14 protein-coding genes are annotated in these 17418 nt (G+C 42.6%); all 14 read left to right on the top strand.

The genetic code is table 11. The features are described from left to right. The first annotated feature begins 50 nt into the window (after nucleotides 1–50). The 14 genes from MTBBW1_RS22515 (at nucleotide 51) to MTBBW1_RS22445 (ending at nucleotide 17244) form a co-directional block, all read left to right on the top strand. Complete coding sequence (locus tag MTBBW1_RS22515; RefSeq protein WP_080807552.1) at nucleotides 51–311, top strand: hypothetical protein; 261 nt, start codon at nucleotides 51–53, stop codon at nucleotides 309–311. Nucleotides 312–533: 222 nt separating this feature from the next. After that, nucleotides 534–1616, top strand: coding sequence for an ABC transporter substrate-binding protein (locus MTBBW1_RS22510; protein WP_186441644.1), 1083 nt, complete (start codon nucleotides 534–536; stop codon nucleotides 1614–1616). A 128-nt stretch (nucleotides 1617–1744) separates the two neighbouring features. Beyond that, nucleotides 1745–3478, top strand: coding sequence for an ATP-binding protein (locus MTBBW1_RS22505; RefSeq protein ID WP_080807547.1), 1734 nt, complete (start codon nucleotides 1745–1747; stop codon nucleotides 3476–3478). Next, nucleotides 3457–3828: a response regulator gene (locus MTBBW1_RS22500; RefSeq protein WP_080807543.1), complete on the top strand. Its 372-nt coding sequence runs from the start codon at nucleotides 3457–3459 to the stop codon at nucleotides 3826–3828. The genes MTBBW1_RS22505 and MTBBW1_RS22500 overlap by 22 nt, the downstream gene beginning before the upstream one ends. Nucleotides 3829–4039: 211 nt before the next feature. Then, a complete protein-coding gene (locus MTBBW1_RS22495; RefSeq protein WP_080807540.1) occupies nucleotides 4040–5056 on the top strand; it encodes a 3-oxoacyl-ACP synthase III family protein in 1017 nt (338 codons plus the stop codon). A gap of 45 nt (nucleotides 5057–5101) precedes the next feature. After that, nucleotides 5102–6382, top strand: coding sequence for a protein GlmU (locus tag MTBBW1_RS22490; protein WP_080807536.1), 1281 nt, complete (start codon nucleotides 5102–5104; stop codon nucleotides 6380–6382). A 180-nt stretch (nucleotides 6383–6562) separates the two neighbouring features. Further along, nucleotides 6563–8119: a phosphoglucosamine mutase gene (locus MTBBW1_RS22485; protein ID WP_080807532.1), complete on the top strand. Its 1557-nt coding sequence runs from the start codon at nucleotides 6563–6565 to the stop codon at nucleotides 8117–8119. A 122-nt stretch (nucleotides 8120–8241) separates the two neighbouring features. Beyond that, entirely contained in the window at nucleotides 8242–9750 is a 1509-nt protein-coding gene (glpK, locus tag MTBBW1_RS22480; protein WP_080807530.1) for a glycerol kinase GlpK, read from the top strand. Nucleotides 9751–10615: 865 nt separating this feature from the next. After that, nucleotides 10616–11689 (top strand): ABC transporter ATP-binding protein, encoded by a 1074-nt coding sequence (locus tag MTBBW1_RS22475; RefSeq protein WP_080807527.1) that lies wholly within the window; start codon nucleotides 10616–10618, stop codon nucleotides 11687–11689. 227 nt (nucleotides 11690–11916) lie between these two features. Continuing rightward, complete coding sequence (locus tag MTBBW1_RS22465) at nucleotides 11917–13143, top strand: ABC transporter ATP-binding protein (RefSeq protein WP_080807522.1); 1227 nt, start codon at nucleotides 11917–11919, stop codon at nucleotides 13141–13143. Between the two features lie 6 nt (nucleotides 13144–13149). After that, the gene (locus tag MTBBW1_RS22460; RefSeq protein WP_080807519.1) at nucleotides 13150–14019 is read left to right on the top strand and encodes a carbohydrate ABC transporter permease; all 870 of its coding nucleotides are present in this window, start codon (nucleotides 13150–13152) and stop codon (nucleotides 14017–14019) included. Further along, nucleotides 14019–14822 (top strand): carbohydrate ABC transporter permease, encoded by an 804-nt coding sequence (locus MTBBW1_RS22455; protein ID WP_080807516.1) that lies wholly within the window; start codon nucleotides 14019–14021, stop codon nucleotides 14820–14822. The genes MTBBW1_RS22460 and MTBBW1_RS22455 overlap by 1 nt, the downstream gene beginning before the upstream one ends. A gap of 8 nt (nucleotides 14823–14830) precedes the next feature. After that, a complete protein-coding gene (locus MTBBW1_RS22450; protein WP_245809521.1) occupies nucleotides 14831–15112 on the top strand; it encodes a DUF2160 domain-containing protein in 282 nt (93 codons plus the stop codon). A gap of 392 nt (nucleotides 15113–15504) precedes the next feature. After that, nucleotides 15505–17244, top strand: coding sequence for an ABC transporter substrate-binding protein (locus MTBBW1_RS22445; RefSeq protein ID WP_080807510.1), 1740 nt, complete (start codon nucleotides 15505–15507; stop codon nucleotides 17242–17244). Nucleotides 17245–17418: the final 174 nt, after the last annotated feature.

The following is a 17418-nucleotide window of genomic DNA, read 5'->3' as shown; positions in this document are numbered from 1 at the left end:
TTCCGGTATCAATGGATGTATCAATAACCCTTTGAGAAAGGAACACTCCCATGAAGAATTCTTTCGTAAACCAATTCGCACAAAACATCAAGTTCGGTTACTCTTCTTTTGATCGAGTCCTTGTCCGGGGTTACATCCGACCTTTCTTCTCCCTCGGTGTTGTTGTCCAGTTCCTGAAATCAATGGGATTCTCAAAAAAGACCAACGGAGTGATGAGAATCTTCACGGATCAACTCAATTCCCACATCAAAAAGTACTCTGATAAAATCGGCGTCAACATAATTCTGGTGGCCAAACCTGGGTGGTGGTAAATTAAGTCAACACCCATCTGTTGGCCAGGTTTCACCTTTTTTTTGACATTATTCAAATCTGTTGATAACAATATCTAAATGGGATATTTAAAGACAAATTGCCATGGACAATGGATATGACTCCTAACTGCAAAAAGGCATATTGTTATGAACAGATGCATGAAGTTATTTCTCTGCTGCTTCCTTATATTACAAATCTTTCCAAAGTTTTTTCCAGAAAATGTGATCGCAAACTCCTCACCAGAACCTGTCAATGTTGCCGCAATTCTTTCGATTACCGGTATAGCATCCCCCCACAATAAGCCACTGATTCCTCTTATAGAGCTGGCTGTTGATGAAATAAACTCCAATGGCGGACTTCTTGGTCATCCTCTAAGACTTATGATGCTTGATAATAAAAGTACACCCATTGGTTCAATACAGGCTGCAAGGGACGCCGTACTTGGCAATGCTGTTGCAGTTATCGGCGCCCACTGGAGTTCCCACTCCCTTGCCATGGCCCCTGTGCTTCAAAAGGCAGCTATTCCAATGATTTCTCTTTCAACAAATCCTGATATCACCCTTGTCGGAGATTATATTTTCAGAATAAACTTCAATGATATTTTTCAGGGGGAGATGCTGGCAAGATTTGCCAGAACAACTCTTGGTGCCCAAAGTGCAGCGGTTCTCAAAAATCTCAACGAAGCCTATTGCCTGACATTGGCAAAGTATTTTGCCGGCCATTTCAGAGAGCTGGGTGGAAAAATTCTTTTTGAAAGCGGTTATAAAGGAGATGCCGTGGATTTCAAGGAGATTGTATCCGGTATCAAGGTGGCAGCACCTGATGTTGTATTTATTCCCGGGTATTCCAGAGACAGCGGTTTTCTGATAAAACAGGCGCACATGCAGGGGATAAAAACTGTCTTTATCGGTGGGGATGCCTGGGATGATATCCGGGTTTATGCAGGGGATGCTCTTGACGGCAGTTTTTGTACATCTGTATGGCACCCCAGGATGGACAATCCTGCAAGTCGGCATATGCAGGCAAAATATCATCAAAAATATGATCAGGGTGAAATAGAAAGTAAAATAAATTTCAGTGCGGTACCCTGGTATGATGCCTTTATGCTGCTTAAAGATGCTGTTAAACGTGCCAAAAGCCTTGAAAGGGCAGATATAAGAGATGCACTTGCAGCCACAAGGGAATTTCAGGGGGCAAGCGGCACTGTAAATCTGGATCTGAATGGTGACCCTGTGGGAAAGGAGATGGTTATTTTAAAATACGACAGTGATACACCTGTTTTTTTTAGAACACTGATGCCATAGAAAGCAATACAATTTTTTGGCATCTTTTATTGCCAGTTTTATATTTGCCCGGACGGCATGCCCATTTATCGGGGTTCTTCATAAAAAAAGTGTAAAAGTGTTTTTTAAGGGTTTAACGGAGGGACTCATTGAAACTTAAAAGCCTCAGGCTGAAGATCAGCGCTGCCATTATGGTGACCTGTATTCTTATCTCTCTGAGCATTGCAGCGGCAATGTATCCATTTGAACTGGAACGCCGCCAGGCACGGCTGCGAAATATCCATCTTCTGTTGCATGCGGTTTTTGATCAAAAAAAGGATGAGCTTGCCAATGAAATATATGCTGATCAAAAGGAGGCGCTGGAGATATCACTGGAAGAAATTCAACGACTTGAAAATATTGAAACTCTTTTTGTTTATGATCATGAAGGAAAGATGAAGGCATCTGCTCTATCTGAAAATTTTACCATTCCTGACGCTATTAAGTCTATTGATAATATTGATACTTCTTCAAACTTCACTCGTTTCAGTAAAAAGCAATACAACCAGAAAAATTATGCTGAATTTTTTTCATCCATTGAGGTGATTGGCATAAATGTGGGGTACATACGGATTCTATATGATTTAAAAACTTTCCAGCAGGAATCCCGCATGATTTTTCTCTTTTTTGCGGTGCTGTGTCTTGCGTTGCTTTGTATTATTATTTTGCTAAACTTCTTTTTGACCCGTTCTGTTATTCTTCCTGCTTCAAAGCTTCGTAATGCCATGAGCGCTCTGCAGGAGGGTGATTTTGGGACACAGGTCACTATCTCTTCACAGGATGAAATTGGCCAGATGGCAGTGGCCTTTAACGAAATGTCCCAACGACTTCACAGACAGCACGCAGACCTTACCAGTGCCATTGCCACCAAAGATGCCTATGCCCTGGAACTTAAAAAGAGCAACCGGAAACTGGAGCAGTTGAACCTGAACCTGGAGAATATGGTTCAGGAGCGAACCATTGAGCTGAGCAAAAGTAATAAAAAGCTCCAGGAGGAGATAGAGGAGCGGCAAATGGCCTATCGGAAAAAAGAAGAGCTTGAACAGCGTCTGGCCCGTTCAAAAAAAATGGAAGCTTTAGGGCTGCTTGCAGGCGGGGTAGCCCATGACCTTAATAATGTACTTTCAGGTGTTGTAAGTTATCCTGATCTGCTGTTGCTGGATCTTGAGGAAAGTGATCCCATGTACAAGCCGGTACTTACCATTAAGGATTCAGGTATTAAAGCTGCTGCCATTGTACAGGATCTTTTGACCCTTGCACGAAGGGGGGTTGTCATTGATGAACTGCTGAATCTGAATAGAGTATTAAAAGAATATATCATGTCACCTGAACACAATAAAATTCAAATGTATCACAACAACATTGTGATAGAGACAAATTTTCAAAATGACTTGCTGAACATAAAGGGTTCTCCTCTTCATTTAAAGAAAAGCATCATGAATCTGGTTTCCAATGCGGCTGAGGCACAGCCTGATGGTGGAACCATAAGGATATCAACGTATAATCGTTATGTGGATATGCCGATTCGTGGCTATGAGCATGTTGACGAGGGAGATTATGTGGTACTGGAAGTGAGGGATTTTGGAGTTGGTATTTCTGAAAAGGATCAGGAGAGGATATTTGAGCCTTTTTATACCAAAAAAACAATGGGTAGAAGTGGCACAGGTTTGGGCATGGCTGTTGTCTGGGGTACCATGCAGGATCATAATGGTTATATAAATATCAAGAGCAAAATGAATCAAGGAACAACCTTTGAACTTTTTTTCCGGCAACAAGGGAGATATTGCCCCAGGAGACTGAAATTCCGGTGCTCGCAAGTCATATGGGAAATAACGAAACTGTAATGATAATTGATGATGTTGCCGAGCAGATTGAAATTGCCACCGTTATTTTAAAAAAGCTGGGATACAGGGCAGTGTCAGCTTCCAGCGGAGAGGAGGCCATCACCTATCTTAAGTCAGCTTCAGTTGATATTTTGATATTGGATATGGTAATGGAGCCTGGCATGGATGGTCTTGATACCTATAAAAAAATACTGGAAATTCATCCAGGACAAAAGGCTGTTATTGTCTCTGGATATGCTGAAAACAATCGGGTAAAACAATTGCAGCGTCTTGGTGCCACCCATTATGTCAAAAAACCATACACCATTGATAAAATAGGAAAGGCACTCAAAGAGGCTTTGGAAAAATAAGAGATATCTAAATCGAATTTTTCCAACGCCCTAACTGAAAATGTCGTCTGTTTTTGAAACAGCAATATTATTTACCGTGGCAATACCCCTCATCATTTTCACAATCGGGGGTGGCCGAAATTCGGCTATAAGGCTTTGTTTTTCAAAAACGTGATGTTTAAACAAAAACCAATATGAACTAACATAAATATTCACTTACAGAGGAAATTGAATGAAAAGAGCTGTAATAAAAGGAACAGGACGCGCTATCCCATCCCGTCTTGTCACCAATGAAGATCTTACAAAAATTATGGATACATCCGATGAATGGATTCAACAGAGAACCGGTATCAAGCAGCGCTACTGGATACCTGAAGGCGAGACAATGGGGGCATCGGATCTGGGACTTGAGGCATCCCATAAAGCATTGGAAAAAGCAGGATGGAAGCCTGAAGATATTGACCTGATTATTTTTGCCACATTGAGTCCCGATATCTTTTTCCCAGGTTCAGGATGCCTTCTTCAGACCAAACTTGGCCTGACATCAACGCCAGCTCTGGATATACGCCAGCAGTGCACAGGCTTTTTGTATAGCCTTACCACTGCCGATGCCTACATAAGAAGCGGACTTGCGGAAAAAATCCTCATTGTAGGGGCGGAAGTTCACAGCACTGGCCTTGATAAAACCACACGCGGCAGGGATGTGGCTGTTCTTTTCGGCGATGGTGCAGGTGCTGTCTGTGTTGAGGCAGTGGAGACAGACAGGATGGTGGGGGTACTTGCTTCAGCACTGCATGCCGATGGCAAGGGTGCCGCAGGTCTTATGGTGGAGCTTCCGGCCTCAAGACTTCCAGACAGAATTCCCCTTGATCTTGAGGGGGATGATGTTGCCCGTTATTATCCTGTGATGAACGGCTCTTCTGTATTTAAAACAGCAGTGAGAAAATTGCCCCAGGTTACAAAGGAAGTTCTTGAAAAAGCTGAAATGGAGCTTGATGATGTGGATTTGATATTTCCCCATCAGGCAAATCTGAGGATCAATCAGGCCTATCAGCAGTTCATGAAACTGGATGAAAGCAGGATTTTCAATAACATCCAGAAATACGGAAATACAACAGCGGCAAGCATTCCCATTGCCCTTGATGAAGCCCTTGAGCAAAATCTTGTGGGAAAGAGCGGTGATACTGTCCTTTTTGTAGGATTTGGTGCAGGGTTCACCTGGGGAGGCATTGTTTACAGGTTTATGTGACAATCTCCATAACAGCTTGTTTCTTGAACACAGGGACGATCGTAAATGGCTTTAGATGAAAAAATAAAGGTGCTTCTTGAAAAAGGGGTTAATATGCCCCTGCCACAATCTGTATTCATAGGAGATGAAATTGATCTTTCCAGGATTTCCGGTGAAGGAGTCTCTTTTTATCCTGGAACAAGGATTACAGGAAAAAAGACTTTGATCATGGAGGGTGCTTCTATCGGTTTTGAGGCACCTGTAACACTTGATGATGTGTTTGTGGGGCCTGGAACCCGCCTTGGTGGCGGCTTTTTTCAGAAGTGTCTATTTGCAGGCAGCAATACATTTGGTTCTGGTGCCCATGTCAGGGGGGGAACCATTCTGGAGGAGGAGGCTTGTGCTGCCCATACAGTTGGGCTGAAGCAGACAATACTTTTTCCTTTTGTGACTCTGGGTAGCCTTATCAATTTTTGTGACTGCCTTATGGCAGGGGGCACAAGCCGCAAGGATCACAGTGAAGTTGGCAGCTCTTTTATCCATTTTAATTATACTCCCAATCAGGACAAGGCAACACCTTCAATTTTTGGTAATGTTTATCAGGGGGTCATGCTCAATTGCAAACCTGTTTTTCTTGGTGGTCAGGGAGGTGTTGTGGGGCCGTGCCGTCTCCCTTTTGGTACAGTAACCGCAGCCGGTACCATATGGCGAAAGGATGTGGCTGAAGAGGGAAGACTTCTTTTTGGAGGTGCCATGAAGGAGGGTTCAATTCGACGTACTACTGGTATCTATACTGATATTAAGAGAATATTCATGAACAACTGCCGTTATATTGCTGCCCTGATTTCCCTGCTGTATTGGTATCGCAATGTAAGAGCCCTTTTTGTATCCTCGCTTCATGAAAAATATCTGTTCAAGGGTATGAAAGATACCCTTGAAATTGCCATTGACGAACGGATTAAACGCCTTGGAGATTTTGTTGATCGCCTTAAAAAATCGCGACATCTTCAATCCGGAAAAGCACTTGAGCCTATTATTGAACAATGGCAGTCTGTTCATGAACTTTTTATTAACAAAAAAGATCCAACGATTCCTTTTGATCCAATAACCCACTTTAATGATGCAAGTATCCCTTTGAATGATTCCGCAATCCTGTTTAACGAAGATAGTGATAAGCTTTTTTCCAGATTTATTCCTTATGTTGAAAAAAATATCAGGTTATATGGATCAAGCTATGTCAAGGTTATAAAGAATCTGGAACCATCAGCATCACTGGCTGGAAGCAACTGGCTTGAATCAATGGAAAATACAATTATCAGGCAGATATCAGACTTGATGAAGTTTTAAATACAGAGATTTTCTTATAAACCCCCATGTTTGCTGACGCATCACAACTAAACATTAAAGTCGTTATATATCAGCATGTTATGGATAATTTCTAATAAACTCCCATGTTTGCTGACGCATCACAACTAAACATTAAAGTCGTTGTATATCAGCATGTTATGGAGACTTTCTAATAAAAAAATGAAAAAACTATTTGGAACAGACGGGATAAGGGGACTTGCAAACCATTATCCCATGACATCTTGTATGGCAATGAAGATTGGTATGGCAGTTGCCCAATTTGTAAAAAAGAATGGTGACGGGATAATTGTCATTGGAAAGGATACAAGGATATCAGGGGATATGCTGGAATCAGCACTTGCAGCCGGCATTGCTTCGGTGGGGGTGGATGTTTTGGTAAGTGGAGTCATTCCCACCCCTGGTGTGGCTTTTCTTATATCTGATATTGAGGATTCAGAGGCAGGCATTATTGAAGATTCAGAGGCAGGCATTATTGAAGATTCAGAGGCAGGCATTATTGAAGACGCAGGGGCAGGCATTATTGAAGGTGCAGGGGCGGGCATTGTCATATCTGCTTCTCATAATCCCTGGCAGGATAACGGGATAAAGATTTTTAAAAAAGGCGGGTACAAACTTTCCGACGACGAAGAGTTTTATATTGAATCAAGAATTGCACAGTTGAGCCTTCAGCAGGGCGATTCTGAAGATGTAAAAAATACAAGCCACACAGGTCGGATAAAATACCTTTCCGATGCACCCCTGCGTTATTGTCAGTTTCTGAAAAAGACATTCAAGCCTCTGTTGCAAGGGGATAACAAGAAAAATTGCAACGCTGAATCTTCATGGTTGAATTCAACTACCCACCCTGATCATGAAAATCATGAGGGCTGTTTTTACGGCAAAAGAATAAGGATAGTTGTGGACTGTTCCAACGGAGCAGCTACAACAGTTGCCCCTCTGCTTTTCACAAAACCTTTTTTTGAAGCCCACTTTATCCATAAAGATCCTGATGGAAAAAATATCAATCACAATTGCGGTTCACAGCATACAGAGAGCCTTGCAGAGGCAGTTCTTAAACTCGGTGCAGATCTTGGAATTGCCCTTGACGGAGATGCGGACAGGCTTATTGCCGTTGATGAGACAGGAAAAACCGTAACTGGAGATACCCTTCTTGCCATATGTGCAGCCCATGCAAAAACAAAAGGGAGACTTGTAAACAATAAAGTTGTTAGTACAGTCATGAGCAACATAGGTTTCATAAGAGCAATGAACTCAATTGGCATAGAACATCTTGTAACTGATGTGGGAGATAGAGAGGTTCTGAAGGAGATGAGAGCATCAGGTGCAGTCATGGGTGGAGAAGATTCCGGTCATATGATTTTTTCACAGTATCACACAACAGGTGACGGGCTTTTGAGTTCACTTCGTCTAATTGAAGTTATGATGGAGACAGGAAAAGCTCTGTCAGAACTTGCTTCAATCATGAAGGTTTATCCACAGATACTTATGAATGTTACAGTGGACGCATCCCGTCCTGATTTCATGGCGATCAAAAAGATAGCAGACGAAATTGGTGCTGTAGAAAATGAGCTTGGAGATGATGGAAGGGTTCTTGTCAGGTATTCAGGCACACAACCTCTCTTGCGTGTCATGGTTGAAGGGCCTGAAAAAGAGATAACTGAAATGAGCTGCCAGAGGATATGCAGGGCAATCAGGGAAAATATAAAGTACCCATGAGTCGTAATTTCTCAAACCGCCCACTTGATGTTGTGCTTTAATTTTTTGAGAAATACTATGCGTGGTGGCTACTGAAAGGACTTATAAGTTACGAGTAAAGTAAAAAAAGGAGAAGAGCTTTTATGACAAAATATGTAGGTGCAGTTGACCAGGGAACCACAAGCAGCCGTTTTATTATTTTTGATCATGCAGGCAATATTGTCGGTGTTGATCAAAAAGAGCATCGCCAGATATTTGAAAAGCCCGGCTGGGTTGAACATGACCCAATAGAAATATGGAACAACACTGCTTCAGTAATAAAGGGCGCTCTTGAAAAAACAGGAATAAAAGGCTCCGAACTCGCAGCAATTGGCATTACAAACCAGAGGGAAACCGTTGTTGTATGGGACAGGCATACAGGAAAGCCATTTCACAATGCAATTGTCTGGCAGTGCACAAGAACAGACAGGATTTGTCAGGAGCTTGTAAAGGATGGAGGACAGGATAGATTCAGGGCAAAGACAGGGCTTCCTGTGGCAACATACTTTTCAGGGCCTAAAATAAAATGGATTCTTGAAAATGTGCCGGCTGCAAGGGATGCTGCCCTCAAAGGCGATGCCATGTTTGGAACCATGGATACATGGATTATCTGGAATCTTACAGGTGGTGTTGATGGTGGATCTCATGCAACTGATGTCACCAATGCAAGCCGTACTATGCTCATGGATATCAATACACTTTCATGGGACAGTGAAATTTTGGAGATTCTTGGAGTTCCGGCATCAGGATTGCCCAAAATTACCCCATCATCTGACAGCATGACATGGGGAAACACAAGAAAAGATGGGCCGCTTGGTGCAGAGCTGCCTGTATGTGGAAATCTTGGAGATCAGCAGGCTGCTCTGTTCGGCCAGACATGTTTTAAACCTGGAGAAGCAAAAAATACATATGGCACAGGCTGTTTTCTGCTGCTTAATACCGGAACCGAAGCTGTGCAGTCAACCCATGGCCTTCTTACAACCCTTGGGTATCAGATAGCAGGCGAAAAACCTGTTTATGCTCTTGAGGGGTCAATCTCCTATGCAGGTGCCCTTGTACAGTGGGTGCGGGATAATCTTCAGTTGATCAAAAGTGCTCCCGAGATTGAAGAGCTTGCCTCTTCTGTGCCTGATAATGGCGGAGTATATTGCGTTCCTGCTTTTTCCGGCCTTTTTGCCCCCTATTGGCGATCTGATGCAAGGGGAGTGATTGTAGGTCTTACAGCTTATGCCAACAGAAACCATATTGCAAGGGCAGTACTTGAATCCACAGCCTATCAGACAAAGGATATTGTTGGTGCAATGAATCTTGACTCAGGAGTTGATCTTACAAAACTTAAAGTTGATGGTGGAATGGTTCACAATAACCTTTTGATGCAGTTTCAGTCAGATATTCTCAATGTACCTGTGATAAGGCCTCAGGTGGCTGAAACAACAGCATTGGGTGCTGCCTATGCCGCAGGACTTGCTGTGGGGTTCTGGAAAGGCACTGAAGATCTCAAGGCCAACTGGAGCATTCACTCCACCTGGACGCCGGATATGTATGATTCTGTCAGAAAAGAGAAATATGCAGGATGGAAAAAAGCCGTTGATAGAACTCTTGACTGGATATAATTTTCTCGCCCCTATTTTTAAAGAATAAGTCTGAAATAACTTGCCCAACAACATCACCCCCCAACCCCCTCTCCATGACTGGAGAGGGGGAGAATAGTTCAAAAAGGGTACACTCAAGTTATTTCGTTCTCATTCCTAAATGTTGCATGCGCTTATCAGGGCATTGCAGTTATACTGAAAAAATCTCTTTTTAAATCTTGACAATATGCTCAAAATTATATTAATCAATTAAATCCTGTTCACTTACAATAAATAAATGTTCGTTTCTAATTAATTTTTATTGTTTTTTAATTCAATTGTGTTCATTTGTGTTTGGCTGATGTTCGTTTTTCATCACTAAATAGACATTTCGATCATCTGCGAAGAGTCCATAATCGTGAGTTAAAAAAATAATTCTCTGTGGGTATTTTTCGTTAACACTTTAGTCAATATTCTGTAAAATCATAATGTTATGGGCAGTATAGACCTGAAAACCCACGGGGTGCGACATTAGTCAAAAAAAACAATTAAAAATCAATAAAATTCTGGGCTTGACTCTCTTTTCGGCCATTTTTTGTAGGATAAATTCCCTGTGTTTGCCTTCGTAATGTGCATGCACGGGGGGATTGTCTCTCTATAGTGGCCGAAGTTAGAACCAACCGAAAATTCTGTTTTTTACCGTGGAAATGGATACAATTTTCTATATTCGGGGGTGGCTGGATGGCAGCCATGCCCGTTTACCGTGGAAATGGATACAATTTTCCATATTCGGGGGTGACTGGATGTCAGCCATGACCGTTTACCGTGGAAATAGATACAAATTTTCATATTCGGGGGTGGCTGAATGCCGGCCATGACCGTTTACTGTAGAAAGGGGAGAGAATAAATGGGATTATCCCTAAAAAACATTCACAAGAGAGTAGATGGCGAAATGCACCTTGCCGATATTAACCTGAGCTTTGAATCTGGCTCACGCAATGTGTTGCTGGGGCGTACTCTCTCTGGCAAGACATCCCTGCTCAGGATCATGGCAGGTCTTGATCGTCCCACAAGCGGTCAACTGCTTCTCGACGGCAGGGATATCACCGGCCTTTCTGTTCGCAAGCGAAGCATTGCAATGGTTTATCAGCAATTTATTAATTATCCATCCTTTACAGTGTATGACAACATAGCCTCACCTCTTAAGGTGAACAAAATGGATAAAAAAGAGATTGACCGCAGGGTCAGGGAAGCTGCACAGATGCTTCATCTTGAGGAGATGCTTGATCGTCTGCCTTCTGAGCTTTCAGGCGGACAGCAACAAAGGACAGCAATTGCAAGGGCAATTGTTAAGGATGCCGAGTTGCTGCTTCTTGATGAGCCACTTGTAAATCTTGATTACAAACTGCGGGAAGAGCTTCAGATAGAGTTGCAGGAAATATTTAAAAAGCGGGATGCCATTGTGGTTTATACCACCACAGAACCTGCCGAGGCTCTTATGCTTGGAGGTAATATTGTTGTAATGGATGAGGGAAGGATTCTTCAGACCGGGGAAACTCCCCATGTTTATCATCACCCTGCCACAACCCGTGTTGCTGAGGTTTTCAGTGACCCGCCAATTAATTATATAGGTTGCAATGTTATAGAGGGCACAGCGCACCTTGGACAGGATATTGATCTGACTCTGTCAGGGCATATAAGTGGTTTGAGCAATGGAAATTACAAATTCGGAGTTCGTTGCAACCACTTTTTTCTGCAAAAGAACAGCGAGGCTGATATAAAGCTTTCCGCAAAACTGGAACTTTCTGAAATTAATGGCTCAGAAACCTTTTTGCATGCCAACTTCAACGGTACAAATATCGTTATCCAGGAGGTGGGAATTCATTCAAGGAAGATGGGTTCTGAAATAGATGTGTTTGTTAATCCTGCCTGTTTTTTTGTCTATTCAGAGTCTGATGAACTTGTTGTTGCGCCTTCCTGAAAAGTTTTTTCGGCAGGGTACAAAGAAATTGCTTTTAAAGCATTTGCCCATTTAACATCCCCACGGCCAATCTCCATATAGCCGTTTATAAGATAGTCTATGTAAAAGCTTGTTTTTAAAGGAATTTCATACTTCGTTGTGGCAGATGGTGCTGCCATGGCCGTTATTAGCAAATTCATCCCTTAATAATAATACACAGGCAGAACAGAATATATGGGAAAACACTTATGGCAGAGATAAACTTAAACAAGATTGCACACAGTTACATTAAAAATCCATCCTCGGACTCGGATTATGCCTTGAAACTTATTGATAATATATGGGAGGATGGCGGAGCATATGCGCTTCTTGGTCCTTCTGGATGCGGAAAGACCACACTTCTTAATATTATTTCCGGTCTGCTTGTGCCAAGTAAAGGCAGAATTCTTTTTGACGGAAAAGATGTAACGGAAATGCCGCCGGAAAAGAGAAACATTGCACAGGTTTTCCAGTTCCCGGTTTTATACGACACAATGACAGTATATGACAATCTGGCATTTCCGTTGAGAAATAGAAAATTTGACCAGAATACAGTTGACAAGAGAGTACGTGAGATAGCTGAAGTTCTTGAACTTACGCCATTTCTCGGGAAAAAGGCTGCCGGACTTGCTGCTGATGCCAAACAGAAAATATCACTTGGAAGGGGCCTTGTAAGAGATGATGTTGCAGCTATTCTGTTTGACGAACCCCTTACGGTCATTGATCCAAATCTAAAATGGCAGCTTCGATGCAAGCTCAAGACAATACATGAGCAACTAAAGCTTACATTTATTTACGTAACCCATGATCAAGTTGAGGCACTGACCTTTGCCGACAAGGTTGTTGTAATGTATGACGGAGAAATTGTTCAGATTGGAACACCCCAGGAACTTTTTGAAAATCCAACCCACAGATTTGTGGGATATTTTATAGGCAGTCCCGGCATGAACTTTCTTCCATGCAGGGTGGAAGGTAACAAGGCCATTGTAAATGATGTGGTCATCTCCATTGGGGATGACCTTGCAGAGCTTGCGGCAAAGGCATCTGGTAAACTTGAGCTTGGCATTCGTCCTCTCTATCTTAAAGTCCATGATAATGAATATGATGATGAACCTACCGCATCAGCAAATAATGGATTAAATGCCAATAAACTCTTCACCAAAAGCTCTGAGAATGGCATCAACGGCAACAATAGCTCTGAAAACAGAATCTCCTCAAGCAAAAATGGTAGCCGTATCAAAGCAAAGGTGAAAGCATTGCAGGATCAGGGTAATTTCAAGATTCTCACAGCCGAGATGGCAGGTTTTACTTTAAGAGCAAGGCTTTCCGAAGGGCAGTCGTGCAACTCTGATTATGTATGGCTGGAGTTTCCCCATGAATGGATAAGGCTATTTGCAAATGAACGCCTTTTACAACATGACAAAAACAGGAGGTAATGCATAATGAATAAGTGGGAAGATAATAAAGCGTGGTTTCTTGTATTGCCTGTTTTTATTATTGTTGCTTTCAGTGCCATAATTCCTTTGATGACAGTTGTCAATTACTCCATACAGGATATTTTCGGCCCTGGTGAACGTGTTTTTGTGGGAGTGGAATGGTTCAGGGAGGTGCTTTCTGATTCCCGTCTCCATGAAGCACTTTTAAAACAGTTCCTCTTTTCCGGTCTTGTTCTTCTTATTGAAATTCCACTTGGTATCATCATCGCACTAATGATGCCCAAAAAAGGGTGGAGTGCTTCATTGAGCCTTGTTCTTATTGCACTTCCTCTTTTGATTCCATGGAATGTAATAGGTACCATATGGATTGTTTTCACCCGCCCTGATATCGGGCTTCTGGGTGCAACAATAAACGGAATGGGCATTCCCTTTGACCACACGTCAAGTCCAATGCAGGCATGGATAACCCTTATGCTCATGGAGGTTTGGCACTGGACACCCCTTGTGGCACTTCTTGCATATGCAGGGTTGAGAGCCATCCCTGAAGCCTATTTTCAGGCAGCCAAAATTGACGGAGCATCTTCCTGGGCAGTTTTCAAATATATTCAGCTTCCCAAAATGAGAGGTGTTTTAACAATTGCACTTCTGCTACGATTCATGGACAGTTTTCTCATCTATGCTGAGCCGTTTGTCCTCACAGGAGGCGGGCCTGGCAATTCCACTACATTTCTATCCATCTATCTTGTAAAAATTGCTGTGGGGCAGTTTGATCTTGGACCTGCGGCAGCCTTTTCCCTGATCTATTTTCTTATTATTCTGCTGCTCTCCTGGCTCTTTTACCAGGTGCTTCAGAATGTTGGTAAAGGAGAAGCCTGATGAAAATAAAAAAACGCAATTTTGCACTTGTATTTTACTTTATATTGCTTATGCTACCCATCTACTGGATGCTTAACATGTCACTGCGTACCAATGCAGATATTCTCTCCACATTTTCCCTTTATCCAAAAGAGATCACCTTTGCCAACTACATGAAGATCTTTACAGATCCTTCATGGTATTCAGGGTATATTAATTCCATTATTTATGTAAGTATAAATACTGTGATATCCCTTGTAACTGCTCTTCCTGCTGCATATGCCTTTTCAAGATACAGATTCATAGGTGACAGCCAGATGTTTTTCTGGCTTTTGACAAACAGAATGGCACCGGCTGCGGTTTTTCTGCTTCCCTTTTTCCAGTTATACTCAACATTTGGACTCATTGATACTCACATTGCAGTGGCCCTTGCCCACTGCCTCTTTAATGTTCCCCTTGCAGTATGGATACTTGAGGGCTTTATGTCCGGTATTCCAAAGGAGATTGATGAGACAGCATATATAGACGGCTACTCTTTTCCCGGTTTTTTTGCAATGGTGTTCATGCCCCTGATTCGATCAGGCGTGGGAGTAACTGCTTTTTTCTGCTTTATGTTCTCCTGGGTTGAGCTTCTTCTGGCAAGAACACTTACAACAACAGAAGCCAAACCCATTGCTGCCACAATGACACGTACTGTAAGCGCAACAGGTCTTGACTGGGGGCTTCTTGCTGCAGCAGGCATTTTGACCATTGTTCCGGGTGCGCTGGTCATCTGGTTTGTAAGAAATCACATGGCCAAGGGTTTTGCAATGGGCAGAGTATAAAGGAGGATATGATGAATCTTGAATGGATGGCATGGACACTGCCCACTGCGATTTTTTTCACAACTATTGTATGTATTCTAATTGCCATGACAATATGGCAGGTGATTTCACCCTGCATTAAAAGACGGGGTTTCATACCACTTAGTACCACAAGGGGAGATCGTCTTTTCATAGGACTTCTGAGCAGCGCATACATTCACCTTGCATGGCTTGGGCTGACTCCCTTTTCAATATGGATTGCATTTGGATTTTCTCTTGCCTGGATGGTTGTGGTAATGAGGTGGGGATAATATAGATTTCCAGAATATTATTTTATTTTTTGGTCAAAAGAATTAATCCAGATAACAGATAGTTAGACTTTTTAATTATTAATTTAATTACTCAAAATCGACATCTTATTGCTTTCCCGGCAGTTATTGCATTTGTCTGAATCAGGATAACCAGGATGAAAAGGATGTTCAGGATAGATAATCCTGCCTTATCTTGTTAATCTTGGGCATCCTGATTCAGACAGTATTAACAAGGCTCAAAAGATCATAGGTGTCGATTCTGATTAATTATCTGGAATACTATATTTTAAGATTAGTGAGGGGGAGTTCTGTGGTGTTAATGGCCTTTTGCCCGGAACTATTATTTTTGATAACCCCTTTACAGCAAGGCCGTATGGAGGAGACCTTTTATTATGAAGAACTGGTTTGGTAATGTACCTGCAAAACTTTGCTTGACAGGTGCGGCTCTATTGGTTTTTGGCGTAAGCTCTGCTGTTGCCGGAGTTGAAGAAGCCAAAAAATGGATTGAAAGTGAATTTCAACCATCAACATTGACCCAGGAGGAGCAGCTCAAGGAGATGGAGTGGTTCATCAAAGCAGCGGAACCATTCAAGGGGATGGAGATCAAGGTTGTTTCCGAGACCATTCCAACCCATGAGTATGAATCAAGGGTATTGACAAAGGCTTTTGAAGAGATCACAGGTATCAAGGTCACACATGACCTTATTCAGGAAGGTGATGTTATTGAAAAGCTCCAGATCCAGATGCAGTCAGGCCAGAACGTTTTTGATGCCTATATCAACGACTCTGACCTTATAGGTACACACTACAGATATGGTAGTGTGGTAAACCTGAGTGACTGGATGACTGGCGAAGGAAAGGATGTAACTCTTCCCACACTTGATATCGATGATTTTATGGGGAAATCCTTTACAACCGCTCCTGACGGCAAGCTCTATCAGCTTCCTGATCAGCAGTTTGCAAATCTTTACTGGTTCCGTTATGACTGGTTCAAAAGAGATGACCTTAAAAAGCAGTTCAAAGAGCTTTATGGTTATGAGCTTGGTGTTCCTGTCAACTGGTCTGCATATGAGGATATTGCAGAGTTCTTTACAGAGCATGTAAAGGAGATTGATGGTAAAGCTGTCTATGGTCATAATGATTACGGCAAGAAAGCTCCTGATCTTGGATGGAGATTTACAGATGCATGGCTTTCAATGGCTGGTGCCGGAGACAAGGGACTTCCCAATGGAAAACCTGTAGATGAGTGGGGAATCAGGGTTGATGAGAACAACAGACCTGTTGGTGCAAGTGTAAGCCGTGGTGGAGCTGCAAACGGTCCTGCTGCAAAATATTCATTGACCAAATATATGGACTGGCTACGTAAATATGCACCTCCTGGTGCACTTGGAATGGATTTTTATCAGTATCTGCCTTTCCTTGCAAAAGGTAATGTTGCACAGCAGATTTTCTGGTACACAGCATTTGTTTCAGATATGGTAAAACCCGGCCCGACAGTAAATGAAGATGGCACACCTAAATGGCGTATGGCTCCGTCACCCCATGGTCCTTACTGGGAAGAGGGGATGAAACTTGGATATCAGGATTGTGGTTCCTGGACATTGATGAACAGCACCCCTGTTGATCGCAGAAAAGCAGCATGGCTCTTTGCCCAGTTCTGCGTTGCCAAGACTGTTTCCCTTAAAAAAGCACATGTTGGCCTGACACCAATTCGTGACAGCGATATCCGTCATGAATCCTTTACCGAAAGAGCACCAAAGCTTGGTGGTCTTGTGGAATTTTACAGAAGCCCTGCAAGGGTTGCCTGGACACCTACCGGAACAAATGTTCCTGATTACCCGAAACTTGCACAGCTCTGGTGGCAGAACATTGGTGAGGCGGTTGCTGGTGAAGTTACTGTATCAACAGCTATGGACAATCTTGCCAAGGAGCAGGACAGAATCCTTAAAAGAATTGCCCGTTCAGGCGTACAGGGAGACAAAGGCCCTCTGCTTAATGAGGAAAAAGATGAGGCTTACTGGCTGAATCAGCCCGGCGCTCCAAAGGCAAAGCTTGATAATGAAAAACCCCAGGGTGAAACAGTTGATTATGATGCGTTGCTCCAGGCATGGAAAGAGGGAAAAGTTAAATAATTCCTTTTTTGTGGTTTGAGAGTAATATGTGGCATCTTTAATATCAACTAAAAAAGTAGCTTAAACTTTTGGCATCCTTCATTTGAACCCAAAAGTACTTTACACTTTTTTGTTAGAAATTTCCGCACATCAGAGTTTTCTCTCCAGAAAGTGTGAACTGGGAAATGAAGCTTG

This window comes from Desulfamplus magnetovallimortis, from assembly GCF_900170035.1.
GTDB lineage: Bacteria > Desulfobacterota > Desulfobacteria > Desulfobacterales > Desulfobacteraceae > Desulfamplus > Desulfamplus magnetovallimortis.
Note: the sequence above shows the minus strand (reverse complement) of the source record. Positions and strands in the feature narration are given on the sequence as shown.